Genomic DNA, 24,579 nt, shown 5'->3' on the forward strand with positions numbered 1-24,579 from the left:
TATTGGCTGAACACCTTCAGCTGAGCCGACCCGTGAGGAAACACATGTCCCGTCAGATCAAGCGGATCAACCCGAAGAGCACCGCCACCAAGCGCGCTGTCGCCGGCACCGTCGCCGGCGCCGTCCTGGTTGGCGGCGCGGGCACGGCACTTGCCACCCAGAAGCAGGTCACCGTCGACGTCAACGGCGAGGAGACCAACGTGCGCACCTACGCCGCGGACGTCGCGGGCGCGCTCAGCTCCGCCGGCGTCGAGGTCGCGCCGGAGGACCTGGTCTACCCGGCGCCGGGCGAGAAGCTCTCCAGTGGCGACACCGTCACCGTGCGCACCGCGAAGCCGGTCGCCGTGGTCATCGACGGTGTTGCGCAGGAGATCACGTCGACCGCCGGCACCGTCGGTGAGCTGATCGACCAGGCTGGCGTCGCCGGCCACTCCGCGGTGGACGTGGACCGCGACCAGCCGGTCACCCACGGCATGAACCTGGACGTGACCACCCCGAAGATCGTCGCGCTGCGCGACGGCGGGGATCTGACCTACGTCTCGGCAGCGGCGAAAACCGTCGGCGACCTGCTCTCCGCGCGCGGCGTCACATTCGACACCGACGACCGCCTCAACGTCGCGCTCACCGACGCCATCGTGCCCGGCATGGAGATCGTTCTCGACCGTGTCAGCACCGTGGACCGCCCAGAAACCGTCGTGGTTGAGGCCCCGGCGGAGTACGTCGACGACGACTCGCTCGACGAGGGCGAAGAGGAGGTCCGGGAGAAGGGCGAGCAGGGCGAGACCAAGGTCATCCACCGCACCGTCACCGTCAACGGCCAAGTCGAGTCCGAGGGCGTGGCCGAGGAGAAGGAAGTGAAGAAGGCCAAGCCGGCGCTTATCGCCCGCGGCACGAAGCAGGCCGGCAACACTGGCGCGGCCGCGCCCGCAGTGGCCTCCGGCAGCGTGTGGGATTCGCTGGCACAGTGCGAATCCGGCGGCAACTGGGCCATCAACACCGGCAACGGCTTCTCCGGCGGCCTGCAGTTCACCCCGTCCACCTGGGCGGGCCACGGCGGCACCGCGTATGCGCCGAGCGCGCACCTGGCCACCCGCGAGCAGCAGATAGCCATCGCCGAGCGCGTCCAGGCCTCCCAGGGCTGGGGCGCCTGGCCGGCCTGCACCGCCAGCCTGGGTATCCGCTAGATGGCGGAAGCGCAACTTCTAGGGCCCGCCGAGATTCGCGAGCTCGCCGCCGAGCTGGACGTCACCCCGACGAAGAAGCTGGGGCAGAACTTCCTGCACGACCCCAACACCGTGCGCCGCATCGTCGCGGCCGCGGAACTCAGCGAAGACGACCACGTGGTGGAGGTCGGACCGGGCCTCGGCTCGCTCACCCTGGGGCTCATCGACACCGCCGCGAGTGTGACCGCGCTCGAGATCGACCCGCGCCTGGCGGGGCGCCTGCCGAACACCGTCGGCGAGCTCGCCCCGGATTACGCCGATCGCCTCACCGTGATCAACACCGACGCGCTGAAGGCCTCCCGCGCCGACTTCGACGCCGCGCCGACCGCGCTGGTGGCGAACCTGCCCTACAACGTCTCGGTTCCGGTGCTGCTGCATTTGCTGGCGGAGCTGCCGTCGATACGCAGGGTGCTCGTGATGGTGCAAAAAGAAGTCGCCGACCGCCTTGCCGCGCAGCCGGGATCGAAGATCTACGGCGTGCCCAGCGTCAAGGCCGCGTTCTACGGCGACGTTTCGCGCGCCGGCACGATAGGCAAGCACGTGTTCTGGCCGGCGCCGAACATCGAGTCGGGGCTCGTGCGCATCGACGTCGCTGCCGACGCCCCGCGCGAGCTTCGCGACACCATCTTCCCGCTGGTGGATGCCGCGTTCGCCCAGCGCCGCAAGACGCTGCGCTCCACGCTGTCGGGCATCTACGGCTCGGCCGCGGCCGCCGAGGACGCGCTGCGCGCCGCCGGCATCGACCCGGGGCTGCGCGGCGAGAAGCTCACCGTCGCAGACTTCATCCGCCTGGGGGAGGCCCGCCATGACGCGTGAGATCGTCGCCTCCGCGCCGGGCAAGGTGAACCTCCACCTCGGCGTCGGCGAGGCGCGCACGGACGGCTACCACGACCTGGTCAGCGTCTTTCATGCGGTGGACCGGCGCGAGGTGGTGCGCTTGCTTTACGACGGCACCCCCGTGGCCGGCCCAGCAGTCGAGTCCATGCGTACCACGTTCTTCGTGGATGAGCCCGACGAGGACATCGACGGGCCGAACAACCTGGCGTGGCGCGCCGTCGAGGCCGTGGTGGCGCGCGCGGGCGTGGCGGTGCCGCGCGTGCGCATTGAGGTGGACAAGCACGTCTTCGTCGCCGGCGGCATGGCGGGCGGCTCCGCCGACGCCGCCGCCGCGCTGGTGGCGTCCAACGCGCTAGTGGCCGAGTTCGGCGAGGCCTTGCCGGAGGAGGAACTGCTCGAGATCGCGGCGTCGCTTGGCGCGGACGTGCCCTTTTCGCTGATGGGTGGCACGGCGCTCGGCACGGGCCGCGGCGACAAGCTGGTCGAGATGCTCTCGCGCGGCCGGCTGCACTGGGTGTTCATCAACCCCAAAATCGGCATCAACACCGGGGGAGCGTTTGCGCTTCTCGACGACCTGCGCCACGGCAACCCCGCCCTTCTGCCGCACATGGACGCCACCGAGCTGTCCCAGGCGCTGACCTCCGGCGACGTGGCGCGCGTGGCGGCGGCGTTGCACAACGATTTGGAGGCGCCGGCGCTGTCGATGCGCCCGGTGCTCAAGCGCGTGCTTGGCGTTGCCGGGGAGGCGGGCCGACGCGCGATCGTCTCCGGCTCCGGGCCCACCGTGGCCGTGCTGTGCGACGACGCCGACGACGCGCGCTTTGCCGCCGAGCACCTGGCGGAACGCTTCGACGGCTACGAGGTCTTCGTCGCCGAAGGCCCGGACCACGGCGCCCAAGTCGAACGCGTGATCTAACGCGGGCCGGTGGTGTCGGGGAGGGCCGTAGTGTGCGGCGCATGCCCTTAATCGACGCCACACGTAACTACCTCGACGGCAACACCTCCACGGTGGAGGCGCGCCTGAGCGGGTTGACCGACGCCGCCCCGCCCGCGGTGAAAGGTCGGCCGATTTGGGAGCACCTGCCAAAGGTGGCCAAGCTGAAGCGCGCAGGGCAGCCGCGGGCGGCGCTTGCGCTGGCCGAGGAGCTCATGTTCGCCATGCAGGACGCCGCGCGCGAGGATCATGCGTGGGCGCTGGACATCTACGTCGCGCAAGTGGCCGCGCTGCACGACGGACCCGGGCAGCACGCCGAGGCGGCGGGCGTTATCCGCGCCTGGCTCGCCGCCGGCCCGCCCGCCCAGCACCCGGACGCGCGGGCGAACCTGGAGAAGCGGCTGGCCAGAGCCGAAGCGCACCTCGCCCGCCGCGAGGGGCGGGATCCGGCGCCGTTCAAGGCGGCCTGGCAGGCCAAGGTTGCCGAGGAAAAGCGCCTGCCCGCCACCCCGCGCGCCGAGCTCACCGGCAAAGCTCGGGCGCCGAGGAAGGTTGCGGCGGCGAAGTGGATACCGCGAATAGGCGAGCTGCTCCAAGACGAGTTCGTCGCCGTCGACTTCGAAACCGCCAACCGCATCTCCGGCGCATCGGCGTGCCAGGTCGCGCTGGTCAAGGTCGCCGGCGGGGAAGTGGTGGACCAGCTGTGCACCTACCTGCGCCCGCCGGAGGAATACATCCTGTTCGAGTTCAGCCACATCCACGGCATCGAGCGCGGCGACATCGAGGACGCGCCGAGCTGGTTCGACATCGCCGACCGGCTCGTGGAGTTCGTCGGCGAAGCGCCGGTGTGGGCGCACAACGCCACCTTCGACGCCGCGGTGTGGCGCGCGCTCGACCGCTACTACTTCACCGGCACGTACCCTAAGCGCTTCTACTGCACCTGCCGCCTGAGCCGGCGCCTGCTGCCGCATCTTGCGGACCACACGCTGCCCACCGTCGCTGAGTACTGCGCGCCCGGGTTCACGCTCAACCACCACCGGGCGGATTCGGACGCGCTGGCGTGCGCCCACATCGTCGCCCAGCTGCAGCGCAGCCGAGGGCTGCACGCGTGGCTGCCTGCGTAAGATGGCTAGCCGATATGGCTAACCTGATCAACCTGGAAAACGTCTCCAAAACGTGGGGGCTGAAAACGCTTCTCGACGGCGTCTCGCTCGGCGTGCAGACCGGCGAGCGCATCGGCATCGTCGGCGTCAACGGCGGCGGCAAAACCACCCTGCTGGAGGTGCTCACCGGCATCGAGCCGCCGGACGCGGGGCGCGTCTCGCACACCTCCGACTTGCGCATGGCGGTGGTCACGCAGCGCTTTTTGCTTGACGACGCTCTGACGGTCGGCCAAGCCGTCGTCGAGCCGCTGGGCCTGCAGACCTTCGAATGGGCCTCCAACGCGCGGGTGCGCGAGGTGCTGCAGGGCACCGGCGTGGCGGAGCTTGGCCTGGACACCCCGGTGGGGCAGCTCTCCGGCGGCGAGCGCAGACGCGTCAACCTCGCCGCCGCGCTCGTGCAGGATTTGGACCTGGTGGTGCTGGACGAGCCGACCAACCACCTCGACGTCGAAGGTGTGCAGTGGCTCGCCGACCACCTGCTGGCCCGCAAAGTCGCCGTCGTGGTGGTCACCCACGACCGCTGGTTCCTCGACACCGTGGCCACCCTGACCTGGGAGGTCCACGACGGCACCGTCGACGTCTACGAGGGCGGCTACAACGACTGGACCTTCGCCCGCGCCGAGCGCGCTCGCCAGGCCGATGCGATTGAGCAACGCCGCCAGAACCTCGCCCGCAAGGAGCTGGCGTGGCTGCGCCGCGGCGCGCCGGCGCGCACCTCCAAGCCGCGCTACCGCATCGAGGCCGCCGAAGCCCTGATCAAGGACGTCCCACCCCCGCGCGACACCGTCGAACTCATGGCGTTTTCGAAGCAGCGCCAAGGCCGCGTGGTCATCGAACTCGAAGACGCGCGCATCGACGCCCCGGACGGCCGCACGCTCGTCGACCACCTCACCTGGCGCCTCGCACCCGGCGAGCGCATCGGCCTCGTCGGCGTGAACGGCTCCGGCAAAACGACGCTGCTGCGCACGCTCGCCGGCGAATACCCGCTCGCAGCCGGCAAGCGCATCGAGGGGCAGACCACCCGCATTGGCTGGCTGCGCCAAGAACTCGACGATCTCGACCCGGAGCGCCGCGTCATCGACGCCGTCGAAGACGTCGCCACCTACATCAGCTTCGGCAAAAAGGAACTATCCGCCTCCCAGCTCGCCGAGCGCCTCGGCTTCTCCCCGAAGCGCCAGCGCACCCCCGTTCGCGACCTCTCCGGCGGCGAGCGCCGCCGCCTGCAACTGACCCGCGTGCTCATGGCCGAGCCGAACGTTTTGCTTCTCGACGAGCCCACCAACGACCTCGACATCGACACCCTCCAGGAGCTGGAAAACCTCCTCGACTCCTGGCCCGGCACCCTGGTGGTTATCTCCCACGACCGCTACCTGATCGAGCGCATCGCCGACAACACTTACGCGCTGTTCGGCGACGGGAAGCTCACCAACCTGCCCGGCGGCATCCAGCAGTACCTGGACCAACGCGCCGACGAGGCCCGCACTGCTGGCGTGCTGGATCTGGGGGAGGGGCAACCGGAGGCCGTCGAGAAGCAAATGAGCTCCCAGGAGGAGCGCGAGCTGCAGAAGAAGATGAAGGCGCTCGAGCGCAAGATCGCCAAGGAAAACGAGCAGGCCGAAGCCCTCGAGGCGGAGATCGCCGCGCTTTCCGAGGCCGGCGACTTCGACGCCATCGGCGCCAAAACCAAAGAGCTCAACGCCGTGAAGGACACCCGCGAGGAGCTCGAGATGGAATGGCTCGAACTTGGCGAACAGCTCGAAGGCTAGGGTGGGGCGCATGATTTTGATCAACGTACGATTCAAGCCCCTGCCCGAACACGTCGACAACTTCCGCGAACTGGTCAAGGACTTCACCGACGCCTCCCGCGCCGAAGAAGGCAACATCTTCTTCGACTGGTACCGCAACGAAGACAACCCCGACGAATACCTGCTCATCGAAGCATTCCAGGACGACGCCGCCGAAGCCCACGTCAACTCCGAGCACTTCAAGGCCGCCCAGGAATTCTTCCCCACGATCCTCAAAGAGACCCCCACCATCATCAACACCCTCATCGAGGGCAAGACCGAGTGGGACGAAATGGCGGAGTTCAGGGTCTCCTAAGGGGTAGTGCGCACGTAGCGCAAGCTACCCCCGAGGTGTGACCCGCGGGGCACCCATAGCTTACGATGTTGCGCGTCACATAAGTTTCCCGCAATCGAAAGGGGTGTCCCCGTGACCGCACCTCAACCCGCCAACGGCGGATCCACCGCGGCCGACGTGCCCGAAAAGGCTCCCGCCGCGGCACGTGGCATCGGCCCCATGGTCGGCGCAATCTTCCTCATGGCGACCTCCGCCATCGGCCCCGGCTTCCTCACCCAAACCTCCGTCTTCACCGTGCAGATGGGCGCGGCGTTCGCGTTCGCGATCTTGCTGTCCATCCTGGTAGACATCGTGATCCAGCTCAACGTCTGGCGCATCCTCGGCGTGTCCGGGCTGCGCGCCAGCGAACTGGCCAACTCTGTGTTGCCCGGCCTCGGCTGGTTCTTGGCCATCCTCGTGGGCATCGGCGGCCTCGTGTTCAACATCGGCAACATCGCCGGCACCGGGCTCGGCGTGCAGGCGCTCAGCGGCGGGGCGATTGACCCGAAGATCGGCGGTGCCATCTCCGCTGTGATCGCGATTGTCGTGTTCCTGTGGAAGCGTGCGGGGGCCGCACTGGACGTCATCGTCGGCATCCTTGGCGCGCTGATGATCCTGCTCATGCTCTACGTCGCCATCTCGTCCAACCCGCCGGTGGCTGAGGCTGTGAAACAGTCGGTTGCGCCGGACGAGGTCGACTTCAAGGTCATCACCACACTCATCGGCGGCTCCATCGGCGGCTACATCGTCTTCGCCGGCGTGCACAGGCTCATCGACGCCGGCCACACCGGCCCCGACAACATGGACTACATCTCCCGCTCCGCCGTGACCGGCATTATCGTCACCGGCATCATGCGCGTGCTGCTGTTCCTCGCGGTGCTCGGTGTCGTGGCCACCGGTGTGGCACTGTCCAAGGACAACACCGCGGCCGACGTGTTCTACCAGGCCGCAGGTGAAACTGGCCGGCGCATGTTCGGGCTGGTGCTGTGGGCGGCGGGCCTATCGTCGGTGATCGGCGCGTCGTTCACTTCCATCTCGTTTTTGACCAAGCAGGGGTTCGACCCGAAGAAGCGCGGCTGGCTCACCGTCGGCTTCATCGTGATCTCGACGGTGATCTTCCTCTTCGTCGGTTCTGCCCCGCAGAAGCTTTTGATCTTTGCCGGCGCGTTCAACGGCCTGATCCTGCCGGTTGGTTTCGCGGTCGTGCTCTATGCTGGCTTCTTCCGCCGCGATCTGCTTCGCGGGTACAAGCCGCCGATGTGGATGCTCGTGCTCGGCGCCATCACGCTTATCGGGTGTGCGTGGATGGGGTGGAGCTCCATCAGCACGCTGCCGAAGCTGTGGGCGTAGTCTTGGGGCATGTACGCCTCCTACACCCCAGCGCAAGCCCGCGCGTTGTTTCGCACTACTGATGTGGCGACAACGGCGGGCTTTTCCGCTGGTTATGTCCAGGCCAATCTGATCGCGCTGGATAAAAAGTACGCGTTTGATTTCTTGTTGTTCGCGCAGCGCAACCCGAAGCCGTGCCCGCTGCTCGGGGTGCTGGAGCCGGGCGAGGTGTCGTCGCCGTTGCTCGCGGGCGGCGACATCCGCACCGACATTCCGTCCTACCGGGTGTTTTCGCACGGCTCGCTTATCGACGAACCAACGGATGCCACCGCCTACTGGACCGAGGACACTGTCGCGTTTGTAATTGGCTGCTCGTTTACGTTCGAGCAGGCTTTGGTGGACAACGGCGTGCCGGTGGCCCACATCGAGCAGGGCGTGAACGTGCCGATGTACCTGACCAACATCGACTGCGAACCGGCCGGGGTGTTCAGCGGGAAGATGGTTGTCTCCATGCGGCCCATCCCAGCGGGGCTGGTGGCGGACGCAGTGAGGATCACGTCGCGTTACCCGGCAGTGCATGGTGCCCCGGTGCATGTGGGGGAGCCGGGCTTGATCGGCATCGACGATCTGGGCGCGCCCGATTTCGGTGACGCGGTGGACATTCCCGCGGGCTGGGTGCCGGTGTTCTGGGCGTGCGGAGTGACGCCGCAGTCGATCGTGATGCACTCGAAGCCGGAGCTGGCGATCTGCCATTCGCCAGGCAAGATGCTCATCACCGACGTGCGGGATGTGGCCTACCAGGTTCCCTAAAGGGTGCCACTGTGAATAACTTTGGGGCTTCTGTGGCGAGTTATCCACAGATTTCGGTTCGGGGGGTTGTGTGGGGTTGCGCTTGTTTTAGTGTTCGTGGCATGAACCCGTTCGACGCGTTTATCGAGGCGATGGCCGCAGCATCCATGGAGACCCTGCGGCACTTCGACCTGTCTATTGCCCTGGGTGCCGGCATGGCGCCGGATCGGGCACGCGCGTGGGACGGGATGCAGAAGGTGTACTACGGGCCGACCAAATTCACCCGCAAACAGGCTTTGGCAGTACAGAAGGCCCGCGGGTTCTCCCTGGACGAGCTGGCGTTGATTGAACGCCGCGTCGGTGGTGTCAAGGACACCAGCGAGCGGTGGCGGCTGCGCTTGGAGTTGCTGGATGTGACCGGCGGGTACCGCGCGATCGAGCGCGCCGCACGAGAGTTGGTGCCCCGCGAGGACACGGCGCCGAAAAAGAAACAGGTCGCCTTCTCCGCGCCGAACAACGGCCGGGCGCGCATCACCATCTACACCACCGACCGCAAAGCCGCAGACTTAGAGCATCGCCTGCGGCAAGGCATCGACGCCACACTTCCGGCGGCGCCCCAGATGGAGGAGGCGTTCTGGCGCATCGTCGAAGGCGAAACCGGCGGAGTGGTTGCTGCGGCACCACGCCCGATTGTGATGGTGCCGATTTCTGAACACGCACGCATCCTGGCGGGCGATGGCGACGACGTCATCCTCACGCTGACCGACGGCACCACCATGACTGGCGCCGAATACCTCCAGCAAGAGTTCGGCGAGACGTTGGAGGTCGCAGCGTTCCACCCGGAGCAAGGCGCGGTGAATCTGTACGACACCGAGCGCTTCGCCAACCAGAAACAGCGCGATATGGCCTGCATGGTCTCACCCGTGTGCGCGTTCCCAGGCTGTAGGCACGGGGCGTATGGCTCGGAGATTCACCACGTGGAGGCGTGGAAACACGGCGGCTACACCAACATGAACAACCTGGTGCCGCTATGCCGCTATCACAACCGGGTCAACGACGACGACCCCTGGCGCAAGTCCCGCGGCCACATCGCGATGATCAGGGGCGCACCGTGGTGGGTCTCACCGCGGGGGTATCACCTGAAAAACACCGACCGCGGAGCACTCGACCAACTCTTCGGCTAGACGTTGTCGATGATGACCTTCATCGCCTGGTGCTCGTCGGCATGCGAGAACGTCTCCCATGCCTCGCCGAGCTGGTCCCACGTGAAGTGGTGGGTAGCCAGAGACTTGATGGGCAGGTCCGAGTTCTGGACTGCCTTAAGCAGCATGCCTGTGGTGTTTGCGTTGACGAGACCGGTGGTCACGGTGAGATTTTTGATCCACATCTCCTGGAGCGGAAACTCCACCGGTTTCCCGTGCACGCCGACGACAGCAATGTTTCCGCCTTCCTTGACGTTGTCGGCGCATGTTTTCCATGTTGCAGGCAGACCGACTGCCTCGATGGCGGTGTCCACGCCCCGCCCTTCGGTGATGTCGCCGACACGGGCGTTGACATCATCGCTTGCGGGGTTGAGGGTGTGGGTTGCGCCCATTTCGCGGGCTTTGGCGAGGCGGTTATCGTCCATGTCCACGACTGTGATGGTGGCGGGGGAGTAGAACTGGGATGTGAGCAGCACGCCCATGCCGACTGGGCCTGCGCCGACGATCATGACGTCGCTGCCCGGGGTGACGCTGCCGTATTGGACTCCGATTTCGTGTCCGGTGGGCAAGGCGTCGGAAAGGAACACTGCGACTTCTTTGTCCAGTGTGTCCGGCAGGTGGTAGAGGGAGGTGTCGGCAAACGGGGTGCGCACGTACTCGGCGAGAGTGCCGTCGATCATGTAGCCGAGAATCCAGGATCCACCGTTCTGGCAGTGGCTGTAAAGCTGCTTTTGGCAGTTCTCGCACGCGCCGCATCGGGAAACGCACGAGACAAGTACTTTGTCGCCGGGTTGGAAGTTTTGCACTGCCTCGCCGACGGCTTCGACGGTGCCGATGCCTTCGTGGCCGAGGATGCGTCCGTTCCATTCGCCTGTGCGCTCGCGTTCGCGTTCCTCAATTTCGGGGTTTTTGCCATGGAAGATGCCGAGGTCGGTGCCGCAGATGGTGGTGGTGTCGATGCGGATGATCGCATCGGTGGGCTCCAAGATGGTCGGCACAGGGCGCGTGTCGACGCGCACGTCGCCCTCGCCGAAGTAGGTGAGTGCCTGCATTGTCTCAGCCATGATAGGGGTCCTTTCGCTGGTGTGGCTTCAGACACCCTCATCGTATGTCAGTGACCGCGCTCATATCTAGGAAATCGTCGCGATGGTGGCGTTCGCCTTCACGCGCTCGCCCTGCTGTGCGGCAAGCGAGATCTGCCCGTCGCGAGGCGCTTTGAGCTGCGATTCCATCTTCATCGCCTCGACGGTCGCAATGGCATCGCCCTTGGCAACGACGTCGCCGTCGGCGACCAGCCATTCCACGATGGTGGCCTCGTACTTCGACGTCACCGCGCCAGCCTCGTCGCCGGAGGGGGCGGCAGCGTCAGCCGCAGCTGGGGCAGCGCCGCCGCCGAGCAGCGCGACGGGGAAGCCGATGGTGTGCAGGCGCCCGTCGATCTCGATAACGACGTCGCGGCGCTCGTCGTAGATGTGCTCGATGTCCACGTCACTGTGTTTTTGCGACGGCGAGTAGTTGTGGTCCACCCAGTCGGTGTAGACGTCGAGGCTGTCGCCGGTGATCTCGGGCGCGTCGACCATGTCGCGGTGGAACGGCAGCACGGTGCGCACGCCTTCGATGACGAACTCGCTGAGCGCCTGCTGCGCCCGCTTCAACGCGGTGTCGCGGTCCGGCCCCCAGACGACGAGCTTGCCCATGAGCGAGTCGTAGTAGGGCGGGATTTGGCCACCGGTGCGCACGCCGGTGTCGATGCGCACACCGGGGCCGGTGGGCACGTCGAAACGCGTCACGGTGCCGGGTGACGGTGCGAATCCGTTGGTGACGTCTTCGGCGTTGATGCGGAACTCGAACGCGTGACCATGGATTTGCGGGTCGGCGTCGCCGAAGGACAGCGGAAGCCCGTCTGCGATGCGGAACTGTTCGGCGATGATGTCCACGCCAGTGATGGCTTCGGTGACGGGGTGCTCGACCTGGACGCGTGTGTTGACCTCCAAAAACGACACGGTGCCGTCTTCCGAGACGATGTATTCGACGGTGCCGGCAGACTGGTAGTTCGCCGTGCGGATGATTTCGCGGGCGCCTTCTTCGATGGCGGTGCGTTGCTCGTCGGTCAAAAACGGCGCGGGGGCTTCCTCGATGAGTTTTTGGAAGCGGCGCTGTGTGGAGCAGTCGCGGGTGCCGAGGACGGCGACGTTGCCGTGCGCGTCGGCAAGCACTTGCGCCTCGACGTGGCGTGGGTGGGTGAGGAACTTCTCCACGTAGCACTCGCCGCGGCCGAACGCTTCCTTCGCCTCGCGGCCAGCGGACGCGAAGCCTTCCTCGATGTCGGCTTCGTCGAAGACGACCTTCAGGCCGCGGCCGCCGCCGCCGAACGCCGCCTTAATCGCGATCGGCATGCCGTGTGCGTCGGCGAAGTCGCGGGCTTCCTCCCAGGTGGACAGCGGCTCGCCGGTGCCGGGGGCGAGCGGGGCGTCGACTTCGACGGCAAGGGCGCGGGCGGAGAGTTTGTCGCCGAGCAGCTCGATGGCCTCGGGCGAGGGGCCGATCCATTTCAGGCCGGCCTGCTCGACGGTGCGGGCGAAGTCGGCGTTTTCGGACAAGAACCCGTAGCCGGGGTGGAGGCAGTCGGCGCCGGCGCGGTGGGCGACCTCGATGAGTGCCGGGATGTTCATGTACGTCTCGGCGGAGGTTTTGCCCGGCAGGAGGTAGGCCTCGTCGGCGACTTGGGTGTGAAGCGCCCCTGTGTCGGGCTCGGAGTAGACGGCGATGGAACGGATGCCAAGGTCGCGGGCGGTGCGGGCGATGCGCACGGCGATCTCGCCGCGGTTGGCGATCAGTACGGCAGAAAGAGTCATTGCTTAACCTTCCAGGGTGTAGCGCTCGAAGCGGAGTTTTCCGCCGGGCGGGAGTTGTGCGGCGATGTCGACGTCTTCATTGATCACGGTCGCGATGACAGGGTATCCGCCGGTCACGGCGTGGTCGCGAAGGAAGAGCACGGGCTGGCCGGACGGGGGGATCTGCACGGAGCCTGCGACCATGCCTTCGCTGGGCAGCTCGCCGTCGCGCGAGCGGGTCAGGGGCGCGTCGGATTCCAGGCGCAGGCCCACGCGGTTGGAGTCGCCGGTGACGGTGAAGGTGGTGTTAAAGAACCGCTCCACGGCGTCCGCGTCGAACCAGTCGTCGCGGGGGCCGAGGACGCAGCGAACCACGCCGACGACGTCCGCGCCGTCGCGCTCGACGCGCAGCGGGTTGGACAGCAGCGAGTTCGCGGATTGCGGCGGGGTCAGCGACATGGCGATGGTGTCGCCGGTGGCTAGTGGCTTCGGGCCGAGCCCGGAGAGCATGTCGGTGGCCGCCGAATCCAGTTCGGTGTCGGCGATGAGCCCGCCGCGCACGGCGACGTAGGTGCGAAAACCCAGGCGCGCCGGCTTGACGGCGACTTCCGCGCCGGCCGGCACGATCGTCGGGGTGGCTAGCGGCGCGGGCCGGCCGCCGACGGTGACCTCGGCGTCGGCGCCGGTGACACAGATGACGGTCTCCGCCAGGGCGGTCATGGTCAGCCCACCGACGTTTTCCAACAGCGTGGCGTTGCGTTTGTTGCCCACTGCGGCGTTGGCGGTGCGGGCGGAGGCACGGTCGGTGGAGCCGGAGGTGGTCACGCCCAGGTTGCCGTTGCCTTGGCGGCCGAGGTCCTGGTAGAGCGTCTGCAGGCCGGCGTCGTCGAGCGTGAACACGGGGCGGCGCGGCGGGGTGGCCAGGTGTTTGCGCGCGGTCTGCGTGTCGGCCGGCAGGGTGTCCACTGCGCGGTAGCGCACCCGGTCGCCGGGGGCGACGAGTGCGGGCGGGGTGGCGGTGGAGTCCCACATCGGGGTGGCGGTGGTGCCGATGAGCTGCCAGCCGCCGGGGGAGGTGCGCGGGTAGACGGCGGAGAATTCGCCGGCCAGGGCGACGGCGCCTGCGGGCACGGCGGTGCGAGGCGAGTCGCGGCGCGGGATTTCCAGGGCGCGCGAGGCGTCTTCGGGCACGCAGTAGGTGAAGCCGGGGGCGAATCCGCCGAAGGCGGCGACCCAGGTGGTGGAGGTGTGCCACTCGATCAGTTCGGCTGTGCTCATGCCGAGCGACGACGCCAGCGCGCCCACGTCCTCCCCGTCGTAGCGCACGTCAATGTTGATGTCGCGCGGCGTGCCCATGTCGGCGGCGGCGGGCGTGTACGCGGCCAGCACGTCGACGGCTTTGGTGGTGGCGGTGGGCGAGTCGAAGGTCACCAGCACGGTGCGCGCGGCGGCGATGACGTCGGTTTGGTGCTCCAGTGGCGTGGCGGACAGCGCGGCGTAGAAGTTCATGACGGTGCCCAAGTCGGGTAGGTCGACGATGAGCGCGCGGGTGCCTACTCGTTTGACGGTGTATGTCATAGGACGGCCTCGATGCGGATGCCTTCGTCGGCAAGCTTGTGCACCACACTCCGGGTCAGCTCGACGGAGCCTGGGGAGTCGCCGTGGACGCAGACCGATTCGGCCTGGACTTTGACCTCGGTGCCGTCGATGGCGGTGACGGATCCGGTGGAGGCGACTTGGAGCACTCGCTTAGCGACGTCCTGCGGGTCGTGCAAGACCGCACCCGGCTCACGGCGCGACACGAGCGTGCCGTCGGGGTTGTAGCCGCGGTCCGCGAACGCCTCGCGGATCACGCGCAGGCCGGCCTTTTCGGCGATGTCGACGGCGACGCCGCCGGGCAGCAGCATCACGGCAAGCTCGGGGCTGAACGCCTTGATGCCGTCGATGACTGCCTTGGCGTGCGCCTCGTGGTGGACGATCGTGTTGTAGAGCGCGCCGTGCGGCTTGACGTAGCGCACTTGCATGCCGTGGACGCGGGCCAGCGCGTCGAGGGCGCCGATTTGGTAGAGCGTCTCGTCCGCGAGTTCGGCGGGGGCGTAGTCGATGAAGCGGCGGCCGAAGCCTGCCGGGTCGTTGTAGGCCACGTGGGCGCCGAGAGTCACGCCGTGGGCGGCGGCGTTTTTCAAGGTGCCGGCGATGGAATGGGGGTCTCCTGCGTGGAAGCCGGTGGCGACGTTGGCGCTAGAGACCATCTCCAGCATGGCTGCGTCATCAGCGACCGGGTTGCCCGCGGTGGTCTCCCCGAGGTCGGCATTGAGGTCGATATGCATGGCCCTAGTTATACAACCTGGCGCATGTGATCTTGCACTCAGGTTGGGCCGGGGGTGGTTTAGACGGCGCCGTTGTTGATCTTCTCGATCATCTCGATGATCGCCTCGGCCTGCTCCATCAGCTGCACCTGCAGGTAGTCGGAGGCGGCTTGGCGGTCGCCGGACTGGACCAGTTCGACGATGTGCTCGTTGACCTCGATGAAGCGGCGGTTGAACGCCGGGTCGCGCTCCAGGATGGGCAGGGTGGCCAGGCGGAGGAAGGCGTCGAGCTGGTCCATAGTGTCGCCGAGCGTTTTCGAGCCCATCGCGGCGAGCACGACGTGGTGGAAGGCTTGGTTGACGGCGATGAGTAGGTCGTCGTCTTCTTCCTCGATGGCGACGCGGGCTTCCTTGTTCAGCTCGTCGAGGCGGTCGACGTCCAGGTCCGGGCCCCACAACAGCGCGGCCGGCTCAATGGCGGCGCGGGCGCGGAAGGTGTCGGTGACGAACTCCGGCGTCGGGGTGGCCAGGAACACGCCGCGGTTGGGGATGCGTTCGCAGAGACCTTCAGCGGTCAGCATGGCGAATGCTTCACGCAACGTGTTGCGGGAAACGCCGAAGCGCTCGGCGAGGGCGACCTCGTTGAGCTTTTGCCCGGGAGCGAATTCGCCGCGTGAGATCGCGCGGCGGACCTCGGCGGAAACGTTGTGTGCAAGCATGGCATCCGTATTGAAATCAGTTGTCGCCTACTGCGTTTGCGCAGGTGGGTGACCGTATTGGTTAGAACTAGAGAGAGTATATCGCATTTATTGTTCAACAATGCACCCGTAATCCCATATTGCACTTTCTTCTCAGGTTCACGTGCGTTTTTAGTGCTCACGGCGCCTGCGGGTACGGTTACACCCATGAGCCACGACAAGAAACCGCCGAAACTGTCCAAGAAGGCCTACGAGAAGGAACTGCTGCGCCTGCAGGCCGAGCTGGTAGCGATGCAGCAGTGGGTGGTGGAAAACGGCGAGCGTGTGGTCATCGTCATGGAGGGCCGCGACGCGGCGGGCAAGGGTTCCGCGATTAAGCGCATCACCCAGTACATGAACCCGCGCACCTGCCGGATCGAGGCGCTGCCGAAGCCCACGGAGCGCGAGCAGGGCCAGTGGTACTTCCAGCGCTACGTGGAGAAGCTGCCGACGGCCGGCGAGATCGTCATCTTCGACCGTTCCTGGTACAACCGCGCCGGCGTGGAGCGCGTGATGGGCTTCGCGTCCTCGCAGGAGTACCGCCGCTTCTTGCACCAGGCGCCGATCTTCGAGCGTCTGCTGGTTGAAGACGGCATCATGCTGCGCAAGTACTGGTTCTCCGTTTCCGACGAGGAGCAGTACAAGCGTTTCCAGTCCCGCCGCAACGATCCGCTGCGCCAGTGGAAGCTTTCGCCGATGGACTTAGAGTCCATCACGAAGTGGGAGGAGTACTCCCGCGCCAAGGACGAGATGTTTGTCCACACCGACATCCCGTCGGCGCCGTGGTACACGGTGGAAAGCGAGGATAAGAAACGCTCGCGCATCAACGTCATCTCGCACCTGTTGTCCACCATCCCGTACGAACACATTAAGCCGGACCTGCCGGAGATCCCGGAGCGCCCGGAGACCACGGACTATGAGCGTCCGCCTCGCGACGAGTTCCGCTACGTCCCCGACGTCGCCGCCGAGTTGGAGAAGCGCAAAGTGGGCAAGGGCAGCAAGAAGAAAAAGAGAAAGTAGTTACCGGGGCAGCCACTGCGCAAGGAGCGCCCGGACCGGGGTAAGGGTTGATGCGTAGGCGAGACTGCCAAGTACGGCGAGCACGCCCACGGCGATGCCCGCGATCGCCCCAGGGCTGAGAGCAGTCGCCCCGAATGTCACGTTGAGATCCACTTCAGAGTCTTTTAGCAACGTGCCCTTCGGGTAGTGCCTGAGGGACTTCTCCATGCCGGTATCCGACACCGTTGTCCGGTTGTGCTCTGTCACTCGTTTCGGCGGGGTGATCTCGCTGCCGAGTGTGAAGGTGACCAGCGGCTCGTCGTCCCCCTTGGCACCGACTGGCTTGTACGTCTTGTTCGCGACCCCGGCGAGGAGGTAGTCGCCGTACAAAGTGGCGTTTTTTCCCTCCACCTTCAGCTTGAGGTCCGAGTACTTTACATCTACGGCCCAGCCGTCGTAGCCACCCGCATTCTTGTATCCCTGTACCTGCGCTGAGCCGTCGAGCGCGAATGTCCACGTCTTTCCGGTCCGCGTCGCGGAGGTGACCGGGAAGGAGAATTCAAGCGCTTCCTGGTTCCACGTCGCGCCCCCGCCTGTGAGCACGCGACCTTGACCTTTAATGACGGCCTGATTCAGAAAACCGGTGGAAATGGGCCACACAAATTCGCCGCCAACCTCGGCGGGCTCAGCGGAGGAGCTTTCGGCGGCGGCAGGAATTGCCAGCGCAGTGGCGAATATAAGCGCGGAGAACCCCGCCGCAGCGGCGTTTCGGGAGATGAGCATTGAGGCGAATCCTGTTCGAATCAAATGAGGGCCTCGCCGGACGACGGGGCTCTTGGGACAGTGTTTAACGCACCAGTTGGGGCAGTTGTGGAGGCTTGATGCCGAGGATTGACGCGGCCCCCTGTATGAGGGCGCCGAGCGCGAACCCTAAACCGGTGAAAGCCATCGCCAGTGCGATTGCCCGCGTGGCTTGCGTAGCCGGCGAGCCGTCGTCTGTCGAGGAAATCTCCGTGAAAGTGTCTTCCTCCGCAGTTTGGCCTTCAGTGACGGCGGGGGAGCAAAGCAATAGCACCACCGCCACCGCGGTGGACAATCGCGCCTTGCACATGGACGCTACTTGCCCATGAACTGGTTAATCAGCTTCTGGACCGAAGGCTGAGTCGCCGCAAAGCCCAGGCCGCCCAGCACTGCGATAACCGCCATGACAATGCCGACGATTGCGCCGGTGCTCGAGCCGTCCTCACCGGTCGGCTTCGGGTCAGTCGGCTTCGGGTCAGTCGGCTTCGGGTCGGTCGGCTTCGGGTCGGTCGGCTTCGGCTCCTTCTTCGGGGCCTTGAATGCGAGGTTGACGGCGACTTTCGAGTCATCCAATGGCTTGCCGACTTCGTAGCTCGAGCCGAAGATGTCGACGCCGAACTCGGTCAGCTTGGTCGGGGTGAACGTCGCAGACAACTTGTTGTCCTTGCCGGGCTTCAGCGCATCTGTGACCTCGAACTCTGCGATCGGCTTGTCGTCTCCGGTGGCGGTGGTGGGCTCAGAGCCCGGCATTGCGCCCTTGCGCACGTAATCCGCCTGCAGGACGCCCTTCGTGCCGTTGACCACAATCTTGAAGTCGGACATCTTGATGTCCATAGCGCCGTGGTGGCCCTCGATCGAAATGGCGCCGTTGAGGTCAATGGTGCCGTTGCCGTTGGCATCGAGGGCGGAGTCGGCGGCATTGACCGGAAGTGCGAAGTCAGCAAGCTTGCCGTCGCGAAGCACCTTCTCCGCGCCTTCTGTGGTTGTGATGGTGCTGGCGACGAACGGGGATTGCACGTAGCGCAGGAACGATTCCTTGATGTTCCAGTGCGCATTTCCCGACTCGATGGTTGGCGCATCCGCGAAGGCAGCGGGGGTGGCGAATGCAGTCGAGATCATGGCCGTGGCGGTGATGGCCGCGAGGGTGGTGGTGCGGGACATTGATGAAGCCTTTCGGTGAGTTGGTGTGGTGGATGTAACATCGCACCGATTGGATAGGGTAGGCTAACCTTAGCAAGGTATCCCTAACTTTTTCAAGGGGTGGGGGGGAGCTGGGGCTGGACACCAGAGTCCGGAGACGGGTTCACCCGCCTCGTCGGGGGCCACTAGGATCCGCCCACTGCTTCGCAACACGGTGATGGGCCAGTCGTAGACGGAGCTGAGAATCGCGTCGTTGTACACTTCGTCAACGGTGCCTGCCGCTGTAATCTCGCCCGCCTTAAGGCACACGACGCGGTCGCAATATCGCGCCGCGAGCTGTAGGTCGTGCAACACGACGATGACTGTCACACCGCGACGCGCAAGCGCGCGAACGGCTCCCATCGTTTGTTCTTGGAAGTGAACGTCCATGGCTGCCGTTGGTTCGTCGAGAAGCACGACCTGCGTTTGCTGCGTGAGCACCCGCGCGAAGGCTGCGCGGGCTCGCTCTCCGCCGGACAGCGTCGCAATCTCGCGGTCCTGTAGGTGGGTGATCCCCGTCGCGTCGAGCGCCGCATCCACGATCGCCGCATCGTCCGGCCCACGGCCCCAGGGGTGGCGGCCCATTTCGACGACATCGCGCACGAGGAAGGAAAACGCCACGCTGACGTCTTGGAGCATGACAGCGCGCGTGCGCGCGAGTTCGGAGGCTGTGCTTTCCGACGCATCCTTGCCCGCCACCTCGACCACTCCGTGCGCGAGCTGAATGTCACCCGCCAAGGCCGACAGCAGGGTCGACTTTCCGGCTCCGTTGGGGCCGATAAGCCCGGTGACCTGGCCGGCGGTTGCGTGCAGGTCGACTTGGTTAAGAATCGTGCGGTTTTGCTTCTGCACAGTGACGCCACGTGCGGTAACAGTCATATCTGGTGGTTCTTTCGTATCATTTGCCGCAGCAGCAAGAAGAATGTTGGCCCACCGATCAGCGCGGTAAATATGCCAATCGGTAGGTCTGCAAAGGGGATGATTGTGCGGGCGAGAATGTCGCCGGCACCGATCAAAAGTGCCCCACCGAGAGCTGAAGCGGGGAGCAGCACCTTATTGGAAGGGCCTACCGCAGTGCGCACGATGTGCGGCACCACAAGACCCACAAACCCGATCAGTCCCGCAAACGAGACAGCGGCAGCGGTGAGCAGCGTCGACAGCACGATCGCCGCCATTCGCAGGCGTGTGACATTGAGCCCGACGTGGTAGGCGGCCTGGTCGCCGAGTGCGAGAAGGTCGAACTTGCTGCCTAACAGCATCGCCAGCGTCAGTGACACGATGACCACGCCTGTCACTGCGCCCGTTTGCGCCCAGTTCGCGCCCGAGAGAGTGCCCATCTGCCAAAAGATGATTTGCTCTCGCGCGGTCGTGGGGGCCATAAAAGTGAGCACTGAAATAATGGCACCGCAGATAGCGTTGGCCGCGATACCCACCAAGATCAGGTTGAGCACGCGAACCTTGCCGCCGACTCGCGAGAGGAAGTACACCACCGCGGTTGCAAGGGTCCCAGATATAAAGGCAAGGACGGGCACCGTCATCGTGCCGAAAGTGGTGAGCCCGAAGACGAGCGCGACGGCGGCCCCGACGCCCGCGCCGGTGCTCACGCCGATCACGCTCGGCTCCGCGAGCGGGTTGGCGAAGACTGCCTGCATGAGCGCCCCGCTGACGCCCAGCGCGGCACCGACGAACAGACCGAGCACCAGGCGGGGGAGTCGGATCTGCCAGATCACGGACGCTTCCAGAGAGGTTGCGGACAGCGGACCGGCCTGGAGAATCGGCCACAGCTCACGGACCGAAAGCTCGAACTGTCCAACCATGATCGAGCCGATGGCTGTCGCCACCAGTAGCACACTGACGGTCGTGAACAGCGCCACACGGCCGCGGCGGCGGGCGTGAAACACCTCGGCGGAAGATGTCACTGCCCCTCCCCGTACAGGGCGTGGGCTGCGCGCAGCAGAAGTTCCCCGGTTTGGGGGCCGAACGCAAGCGAGTCGCCGTCGGGAAGTGAAAGCACGCGCTTGTGCTGGCCGGCGGTCGTCTGTGCGACACCGGGTCGTTGAAGCAGGCCCTCGATATCGCCGGTGGATTGCAGCCCGCCGTTCATCATGACGAACACCTCCGGATTGACCTGGGTGAGCGCTTCGGGGCTGGCGGGGGAAGCGTTGCCGATGCCGTTTTCAGTGTTCACGTCAACGCCGCCGAGCGCCTCGATGAGGTCCTTGGTGCCGTCTTCGCCGCCGAGCAGGTAGAACACGCCGCCGGTCCCGCGCGCGTACAGGAATGACATGCGCAGCGGCTGTTTCGGGACGACCTGTTTGATCGCTTCGAGAGCTTGCTGCACCTCTTTTTCACTTCGTTCCGCGAGGAGTTTGCCCGCTTCTGGCTCCCCGACGACGGAGGCCACGTTCATGATGTCCTCTCCCATTGATGCCATGGTCCGTTTCGGCTCCATGACGACGGTGGTCACGCCCGCCGCGCGGATTTGGTCGATGGCCTCGCTCGGACCGACGGAGTGATCCACGATGACCAACGTCGGGCGCAAGTTCAGTATTGCCTCCACGTTTAGTGAGTGACCGTTTTCGGTGACCACGGGAAGGTCAGAAAGCGAGGGTTCCGCGGAGCTGACCGTGCGACCGACAATGTTGTCCGCCAACCCGATACCGCGGAGCGTCTTTGTGTAGGTGCCGTAGAGGTCGAGCGCGAGGATGCGGGAGGTGTCGGTGACCGTGACGTCGTGGCCGTCGGCGTCAGTGAGTTCGACGGGCAGCGCAGTTTCGCGCTCCGCTTCGACGGGTTCTACCTCGGAAATCTCCGATACCATCGCGACGCCCTCAGCCTGGTGCGGGTCGGCTCCGGTTGCGAGCGACTGCGAAAGCGCCTTTTGTTCGGTTTGCACGGGGTTGTCCCAGCTGGCGCAACCTCCAAGCGACAGACCCACGGCCGCCGCGACCGCGCAGACGAGGGGTGTTTTCCAAAGCTTCATTGAGAGTTTCCTTTTCTATCCGGTTTTATCCGGTCGCAATAAACCTGGTCAGCGCGCCACCGGCGCCGAGCAGCGAGGCCACCAGAAGCAGGAGTTTGGCCACCGTTGAGTCGTCCCAGCCTCCGCTGCCGGCGCCGTCGCCTGCCGCGGAGTTTTTGATCTGGAACTTTCCGCCTTCGGGCTGTTTGGCGGATTCCACGGCATCTGTACCTTCTACCTCGTCGAACACGCTGCCTTTTGCGTTTTCGGGGGTCGTCCCTGAGTTCAGCTTCGCTTGGGCTCCTGCCGTGCCGCCGCGCTTCAGCGCCGCAGCGTCACCTGCGGTTCCGCCTTTGCCTGTCGACGACTCCGAGGAGGCTCCACCCTGCCCCTCGCGGCAGTTCGCCGTGTTGCCGAGGCGAGCGCTGAAACTCACTGGGTCGAGTGGGGCCCCAGCGGGGTAGAACTGGCCGAACGCCTCCGCGCCGACTTGGGTGAGCGTCGCCTGCGCGGAGCCGGACACCGCGGAATCGGAGACGCTCAGCTCGCTGAAGGATAAGTTGGCGATCGCGATGCGGCCGAAATCATTCGCCTTGCCATCAGTGCTATTCGACGAAACATTGATGACGATTTGGCCCGAATCGCCACTGAACTGGATCTCCATATTGGAAAAGCGGGTGTCTAACACCCCTTCGTGGCCGGTGAAGTGGATGGTGCCGGGGTAGAGGATGGAACCGGAGCGTGCGGCAGTGTCCACCGCGCCGGAATTGCCGGAGAACGTGAACGCGTTGCCGTCGTCGCCGACGCCTTTGAGTTCCCAGCGTCCTTTCGCGATGTTGCCGCGGATGTACGTGCGGAAAGATTGGCGAATGCCCCACTGGGCCTCGGAACTGACAATCCCACGAGACGCGCTCGAGTCACAGATCCCGCTGTCGCTGGCGCCACCCGCAGGTGCCGCACCAGTGGGTTTTGCTGCATTACCGGTGTTCGTGCCGCCACTCACCTTCGGCGCGCCGGCTGGTGTCGCGGGGACGGAGCCAGGGTTGACGTTCGCTGGACTGTTCGTTGCGTTGGAGGTTCCTCCCGTTCGGGAGGCATTGGACGTGGGGGCGCCGCTGTTGGCCGCTGGTGCAGGGCTCGTGCCTTCCTGCATCGGAAGTACCCGGCGATGCAGTGACTCACCGCTGCGCAGCAGTGTCTCAGTGTTGGCGAACATCGCGTTGAGTTCTTCCAGGGTGTCGTTGATCTCGCCGAGGAGGCGGGCCGGGCCGGAGGTGGCGCCCGATCTCTTTGCGCCGGAGGTGCCGCCGCCCTCTTTGGGCTGTGGGGCGGGGCCGGAGGCGTCGTTAAGCGATAGCTCAATTGTGACCGGGTCGAGTGGAGCGCCCACCTCGTAGAAGCCACCGAAGATCTCCGCACCGGTTGTGGTGAGGGAGGTGGGGCCTGCGATGGTCGTTGTTTGTGCGGAGAAATCCGGGGCGGCGTTGAGCGCGATGGTGGCGAGCAGCTCTTGGGTGCCTTCGCGCACCGGGCCGGTCGAGTTCATGCCCTCGTACTTCCGCGAAGCGTAATCCACCCGCAGTTCGGCTTGAGTGCCATTGACCACCACTGTGGGGTTGCGCAGCGTCATATCAAGCGCGCCGTTGTGTCCGGTGAAATGGACCTCACCCTGGAAGCTGATTTCGCCGGCCGAGGCTGAAGTCAGTGCCGAGGATTTGGCGTCGAACGTGAAACCGTCGCCTGAGCGCTGTGCGCCGCCACCGACCGAAATGCTGCCGTGGGCTATGGGACCTTCGATGTATTTTCTGAACGATTCGCGCACCCCCCATTGCATGGTTCCCGCTGAGACACTGCGGTGTGTGCTGGCAGGCTCTTCGGCCGCCGCGAGAGGAAGAAGCGCAGGCGCGGCGCCGAACATGGTGGCGGTAAAGCCGATCAGGCTCGCGCAAGCGACTGCGCCGAGGTGGGTGCGAACATTCATGGTTGCCTCGAGGTGCGAAATAGCGAAAAGTAGGTAGGCTAACCTTACCTAAGTAAGGTTAGGTTTGCATAATGTTGAAAGGGGTTGTCGTGATGGCGCAACAGACGGGACCTGCTACCAAACTCATTCGACCTGTCGGTGTGCGATTGCCGCGCACATATGAAGGCGGCGCTGTGCACTTCGTCACCTGGGAGCGCGCCCTGATCGCCTTGATCACAGGTGTGATCGCGTTTGGGGCGGGTACCGGAAACATCTGGGTGGCGTTCCCTGCGAGCGTGGCGTTGGTGGCTGCGGTTCTCGGGCTTTCGTCACTGCCCTCGCATAAGGGCCGCGATGCCAGTGCTCGACTGGGCAAACGCGCGGGGATCGTCCTCGCGGTGGCTTGGGGGTTGATTGTTTGCTTGGCAGTGCTAGTGCTGTTTCTGGTGCCTGCGCAGTTCACGCTCACCGGCGGAGTGCTCACCGCGTTCGTGGCGGCTGGGGCGATCTGGGGTGCGATCGCTTACGTTGACAGGCGTTAGTGAGCCCCGGCCTAGCCGGCGTGGGTCGAAAGGTCCTGGAACACTGCCTGGTTCAGGGCGAAAACGTGCTGGGCGGTGGAGATGATTCGTGCGCGCTCTTCGTCGTTAAGCTGTATCGCGTCGAGCGCTTCCTTGTAGTGCGCGCGGTAGTGTGGGATCTTGCCTACCGCGGAGAAGTTGTAGAAGTGCAATGCCTCGTCGGGCAGTGCGTACGCGTTCTGGAACACGCGTGCGAGCACCTGTCCGCCGGCAATGTCGCCGAGGTAGCGCACGTAGTGGTGGGCGATGACTTCCGGGCCGGAGTCCGGGGTGAGCGCCTCGAGTTCGGCAACGTAGCGCCTCGTGGCATCGAGTGGGGCGGTGGTTTCCTTCCAGCCGGCACCGAGCATGGCGGTGAGATCGGCTTCGAGGGCGGGCACGCGCTCGAGGCGCTCGTCGGCGATCTGCGCCACCGCGGGGTGGGAAGCGGCGCGGCGTACCGCAGCTTCGAGTGCCGAATAGATGTGGAAGTACTGCACTGTCAGCTCTGCTACGGCTGCCCGGTCCAGCTCGCCTTTTCCAAGGCTCGACATGAAGGGGGAATTCTCGGCGCTGGAGTGCGCAGTGGCAGTCTGGTCTTTGAGTGCGGCCGACAGTCGCTGGTCAGTGGGGGCGGCCATGG

At 65.5% G+C, this 24,579-nt stretch carries 23 protein-coding genes; 11 read left to right on the forward strand and 12 right to left on the reverse strand.

The window, feature by feature from the left end:
- The first annotated feature begins 44 nt into the window (after window positions 1–44).
- The 9 genes from H0193_RS00175 (at window position 45) to H0193_RS00215 (ending at window position 9,577) form a co-directional block, all read left to right on the forward strand.
- The gene (locus H0193_RS00175) at window positions 45–1,184 is read left to right on the forward strand and encodes a resuscitation-promoting factor (protein ID WP_181888033.1); all 1,140 of its coding nucleotides are present in this window, start codon (window positions 45–47) and stop codon (window positions 1,182–1,184) included.
- Entirely contained in the window at window positions 1,185–2,039 is an 855-nt protein-coding gene (gene rsmA, locus H0193_RS00180) for a 16S rRNA (adenine(1518)-N(6)/adenine(1519)-N(6))-dimethyltransferase RsmA (RefSeq protein ID WP_181888034.1), read from the forward strand.
- Window positions 2,029–2,976 carry a 4-(cytidine 5'-diphospho)-2-C-methyl-D-erythritol kinase gene (locus H0193_RS00185; RefSeq protein ID WP_181888035.1) on the forward strand — a complete coding sequence of 316 codons (948 nt, stop codon included), beginning with the start codon at window positions 2,029–2,031 and terminating at the stop codon, window positions 2,974–2,976. Before rsmA ends, H0193_RS00185 begins: the two co-directional genes overlap by 11 nt.
- A 41-nt stretch (window positions 2,977–3,017) precedes the next feature.
- Window positions 3,018–4,118: an exonuclease domain-containing protein gene (locus H0193_RS00190; RefSeq protein WP_181888036.1), complete on the forward strand. Its 1,101-nt coding sequence runs from the start codon at window positions 3,018–3,020 to the stop codon at window positions 4,116–4,118.
- Between the two features lie 14 nt (window positions 4,119–4,132).
- Window positions 4,133–5,923: an ABC-F family ATP-binding cassette domain-containing protein gene (locus H0193_RS00195; protein WP_181888037.1), complete on the forward strand. Its 1,791-nt coding sequence runs from the start codon at window positions 4,133–4,135 to the stop codon at window positions 5,921–5,923.
- 10 nt (window positions 5,924–5,933) lie between these two features.
- Window positions 5,934–6,257 carry a putative quinol monooxygenase gene (locus H0193_RS00200; RefSeq protein WP_070473066.1) on the forward strand — a complete coding sequence of 108 codons (324 nt, stop codon included), beginning with the start codon at window positions 5,934–5,936 and terminating at the stop codon, window positions 6,255–6,257.
- 198 nt (window positions 6,258–6,455) lie between these two features.
- Entirely contained in the window at window positions 6,456–7,625 is a 1,170-nt protein-coding gene (locus H0193_RS00205) for an NRAMP family divalent metal transporter (RefSeq protein WP_070473064.1), read from the forward strand.
- Between the two features lie 9 nt (window positions 7,626–7,634).
- Window positions 7,635–8,414 (forward strand): putative hydro-lyase, encoded by a 780-nt coding sequence (locus tag H0193_RS00210; RefSeq protein WP_070472785.1) that lies wholly within the window; start codon window positions 7,635–7,637, stop codon window positions 8,412–8,414.
- A 101-nt stretch (window positions 8,415–8,515) separates the two neighbouring features.
- The gene (locus H0193_RS00215) at window positions 8,516–9,577 is read left to right on the forward strand and encodes an HNH endonuclease signature motif containing protein (protein ID WP_181888038.1); all 1,062 of its coding nucleotides are present in this window, start codon (window positions 8,516–8,518) and stop codon (window positions 9,575–9,577) included.
- On the opposite strand, the gene H0193_RS00220 is transcribed toward H0193_RS00215, so the two are convergent.
- The 5 genes from H0193_RS00220 to H0193_RS00240 all read right to left on the reverse strand — a co-directional run bounded on the left by H0193_RS00220 (window position 9,574) and on the right by H0193_RS00240 (window position 15,457).
- Complete coding sequence (locus H0193_RS00220; RefSeq protein ID WP_070472783.1) at window positions 9,574–10,659, reverse strand: zinc-dependent alcohol dehydrogenase family protein; 1,086 nt, start codon at window positions 10,657–10,659, stop codon at window positions 9,574–9,576. The two genes, H0193_RS00215 and H0193_RS00220, sit on opposite strands and share 4 nt — an antisense overlap.
- Before the next feature lie 66 nt (window positions 10,660–10,725).
- Window positions 10,726–12,450 (reverse strand): acetyl/propionyl/methylcrotonyl-CoA carboxylase subunit alpha, encoded by a 1,725-nt coding sequence (locus H0193_RS00225; protein ID WP_181888039.1) that lies wholly within the window; start codon window positions 12,448–12,450, stop codon window positions 10,726–10,728.
- 3 nt (window positions 12,451–12,453) lie between these two features.
- On the reverse strand, window positions 12,454–14,007 hold the full coding sequence (locus H0193_RS00230) for a 5-oxoprolinase subunit B/C family protein (protein WP_181888040.1): 1,554 nt from the start codon (window positions 14,005–14,007) through the stop codon (window positions 12,454–12,456).
- Complete coding sequence (locus H0193_RS00235; protein ID WP_181888041.1) at window positions 14,004–14,759, reverse strand: LamB/YcsF family protein; 756 nt, start codon at window positions 14,757–14,759, stop codon at window positions 14,004–14,006. Before H0193_RS00235 ends, H0193_RS00230 begins: the two co-directional genes overlap by 4 nt.
- A 59-nt stretch (window positions 14,760–14,818) precedes the next feature.
- Window positions 14,819–15,457 carry a GntR family transcriptional regulator gene (locus H0193_RS00240; RefSeq protein ID WP_181888042.1) on the reverse strand — a complete coding sequence of 213 codons (639 nt, stop codon included), beginning with the start codon at window positions 15,455–15,457 and terminating at the stop codon, window positions 14,819–14,821.
- Between the two features lie 186 nt (window positions 15,458–15,643).
- On the opposite strand from H0193_RS00240, the gene ppk2 reads away from it, so the two are divergent.
- Window positions 15,644–16,495 (forward strand): polyphosphate kinase 2, encoded by an 852-nt coding sequence (ppk2, locus tag H0193_RS00245; RefSeq protein ID WP_181888043.1) that lies wholly within the window; start codon window positions 15,644–15,646, stop codon window positions 16,493–16,495.
- Here the strand turns inward: ppk2 and H0193_RS00250 are convergent, their stop codons facing one another.
- The 6 genes from H0193_RS00250 to H0193_RS00275 form a co-directional block, all read right to left on the reverse strand.
- A complete protein-coding gene (locus tag H0193_RS00250; protein WP_070472765.1) occupies window positions 16,496–17,257 on the reverse strand; it encodes an HtaA domain-containing protein in 762 nt (253 codons plus the stop codon).
- Window positions 17,258–17,590: 333 nt separating this feature from the next.
- The gene (locus H0193_RS00255) at window positions 17,591–18,436 is read right to left on the reverse strand and encodes an HtaA domain-containing protein (RefSeq protein WP_181888044.1); all 846 of its coding nucleotides are present in this window, start codon (window positions 18,434–18,436) and stop codon (window positions 17,591–17,593) included.
- 69 nt (window positions 18,437–18,505) lie between these two features.
- Window positions 18,506–19,333 carry a heme ABC transporter ATP-binding protein gene (locus H0193_RS00260; RefSeq protein WP_181888045.1) on the reverse strand — a complete coding sequence of 276 codons (828 nt, stop codon included), beginning with the start codon at window positions 19,331–19,333 and terminating at the stop codon, window positions 18,506–18,508.
- Window positions 19,330–20,373, reverse strand: coding sequence for a FecCD family ABC transporter permease (locus tag H0193_RS00265; RefSeq protein ID WP_070421265.1), 1,044 nt, complete (start codon window positions 20,371–20,373; stop codon window positions 19,330–19,332). Before H0193_RS00265 ends, H0193_RS00260 begins: the two co-directional genes overlap by 4 nt.
- Window positions 20,370–21,437, reverse strand: coding sequence for a heme/hemin ABC transporter substrate-binding protein (locus H0193_RS00270; protein WP_181888046.1), 1,068 nt, complete (start codon window positions 21,435–21,437; stop codon window positions 20,370–20,372). Before H0193_RS00270 ends, H0193_RS00265 begins: the two co-directional genes overlap by 4 nt.
- A gap of 25 nt (window positions 21,438–21,462) precedes the next feature.
- Window positions 21,463–23,397: an HtaA domain-containing protein gene (locus tag H0193_RS00275; RefSeq protein ID WP_083290123.1), complete on the reverse strand. Its 1,935-nt coding sequence runs from the start codon at window positions 23,395–23,397 to the stop codon at window positions 21,463–21,465.
- Between the two features lie 173 nt (window positions 23,398–23,570).
- Between H0193_RS00275 and H0193_RS00280 the strand changes: the two genes are divergently transcribed.
- Complete coding sequence (locus H0193_RS00280) at window positions 23,571–23,918, forward strand: hypothetical protein (protein ID WP_141741270.1); 348 nt, start codon at window positions 23,571–23,573, stop codon at window positions 23,916–23,918.
- Window positions 23,919–23,929: 11 nt separating this feature from the next.
- Here H0193_RS00280 and H0193_RS00285 read toward each other — a convergent pair whose 3' ends face one another.
- On the reverse strand, window positions 23,930–24,577 hold the full coding sequence (locus H0193_RS00285) for a biliverdin-producing heme oxygenase (RefSeq protein WP_236883383.1): 648 nt from the start codon (window positions 24,575–24,577) through the stop codon (window positions 23,930–23,932).
- Window positions 24,578–24,579 lie beyond the last annotated feature (2 nt).

Source organism: Corynebacterium haematomassiliense (assembly GCF_013978595.1).
GTDB classification, from domain to species: Bacteria; Actinomycetota; Actinomycetes; order Mycobacteriales; family Mycobacteriaceae; genus Corynebacterium; species Corynebacterium lehmanniae.

What these genes read in the sequence shown, in the direction of transcription:
- H0193_RS00215 (WP_181888038.1), top strand. Translation starts at nt 8,516, where the DNA reads ATGAACCCGTTCGACGCGTTTATCGAGGCGATGGCCGCAGCATCCATG.
- H0193_RS00250 (WP_070472765.1), bottom strand. Translation starts at nt 17,257, where the DNA reads ATGCTCATCTCCCGAAACGCCGCTGCGGCGGGGTTCTCCGCGCTTATA.
- H0193_RS00200 (WP_070473066.1), top strand. Translation starts at nt 5,934, where the DNA reads ATGATTTTGATCAACGTACGATTCAAGCCCCTGCCCGAACACGTCGAC.
- H0193_RS00260 (WP_181888045.1), bottom strand. Translation starts at nt 19,333, where the DNA reads ATGACTGTTACCGCACGTGGCGTCACTGTGCAGAAGCAAAACCGCACG.
- H0193_RS00240 (WP_181888042.1), bottom strand. Translation starts at nt 15,457, where the DNA reads ATGCTTGCACACAACGTTTCCGCCGAGGTCCGCCGCGCGATCTCACGC.
- H0193_RS00220 (WP_070472783.1), bottom strand. Translation starts at nt 10,659, where the DNA reads ATGGCTGAGACAATGCAGGCACTCACCTACTTCGGCGAGGGCGACGTG.
- H0193_RS00205 (WP_070473064.1), top strand. Translation starts at nt 6,456, where the DNA reads ATGGTCGGCGCAATCTTCCTCATGGCGACCTCCGCCATCGGCCCCGGC.
- H0193_RS00230 (WP_181888040.1), bottom strand. Translation starts at nt 14,007, where the DNA reads ATGACATACACCGTCAAACGAGTAGGCACCCGCGCGCTCATCGTCGAC.
- H0193_RS00195 (WP_181888037.1), top strand. Translation starts at nt 4,133, where the DNA reads ATGGCTAACCTGATCAACCTGGAAAACGTCTCCAAAACGTGGGGGCTG.
- H0193_RS00225 (WP_181888039.1), bottom strand. Translation starts at nt 12,450, where the DNA reads ATGACTCTTTCTGCCGTACTGATCGCCAACCGCGGCGAGATCGCCGTG.
- H0193_RS00255 (WP_181888044.1), bottom strand. Translation starts at nt 18,436, where the DNA reads ATGTCCCGCACCACCACCCTCGCGGCCATCACCGCCACGGCCATGATC.
- ppk2 (WP_181888043.1), top strand. Translation starts at nt 15,644, where the DNA reads ATGAGCCACGACAAGAAACCGCCGAAACTGTCCAAGAAGGCCTACGAG.
- H0193_RS00210 (WP_070472785.1), top strand. Translation starts at nt 7,635, where the DNA reads ATGTACGCCTCCTACACCCCAGCGCAAGCCCGCGCGTTGTTTCGCACT.
- H0193_RS00175 (WP_181888033.1), top strand. Translation starts at nt 45, where the DNA reads ATGTCCCGTCAGATCAAGCGGATCAACCCGAAGAGCACCGCCACCAAG.
- H0193_RS00190 (WP_181888036.1), top strand. Translation starts at nt 3,018, where the DNA reads ATGCCCTTAATCGACGCCACACGTAACTACCTCGACGGCAACACCTCC.
- H0193_RS00185 (WP_181888035.1), top strand. Translation starts at nt 2,029, where the DNA reads ATGACGCGTGAGATCGTCGCCTCCGCGCCGGGCAAGGTGAACCTCCAC.
- rsmA (WP_181888034.1), top strand. Translation starts at nt 1,185, where the DNA reads ATGGCGGAAGCGCAACTTCTAGGGCCCGCCGAGATTCGCGAGCTCGCC.
- H0193_RS00235 (WP_181888041.1), bottom strand. Translation starts at nt 14,759, where the DNA reads ATGCATATCGACCTCAATGCCGACCTCGGGGAGACCACCGCGGGCAAC.
- H0193_RS00285 (WP_236883383.1), bottom strand. Translation starts at nt 24,577, where the DNA reads ATGGCCGCCCCCACTGACCAGCGACTGTCGGCCGCACTCAAAGACCAG.
- H0193_RS00270 (WP_181888046.1), bottom strand. Translation starts at nt 21,437, where the DNA reads ATGAAGCTTTGGAAAACACCCCTCGTCTGCGCGGTCGCGGCGGCCGTG.
- H0193_RS00275 (WP_083290123.1), bottom strand. Translation starts at nt 23,397, where the DNA reads ATGAATGTTCGCACCCACCTCGGCGCAGTCGCTTGCGCGAGCCTGATC.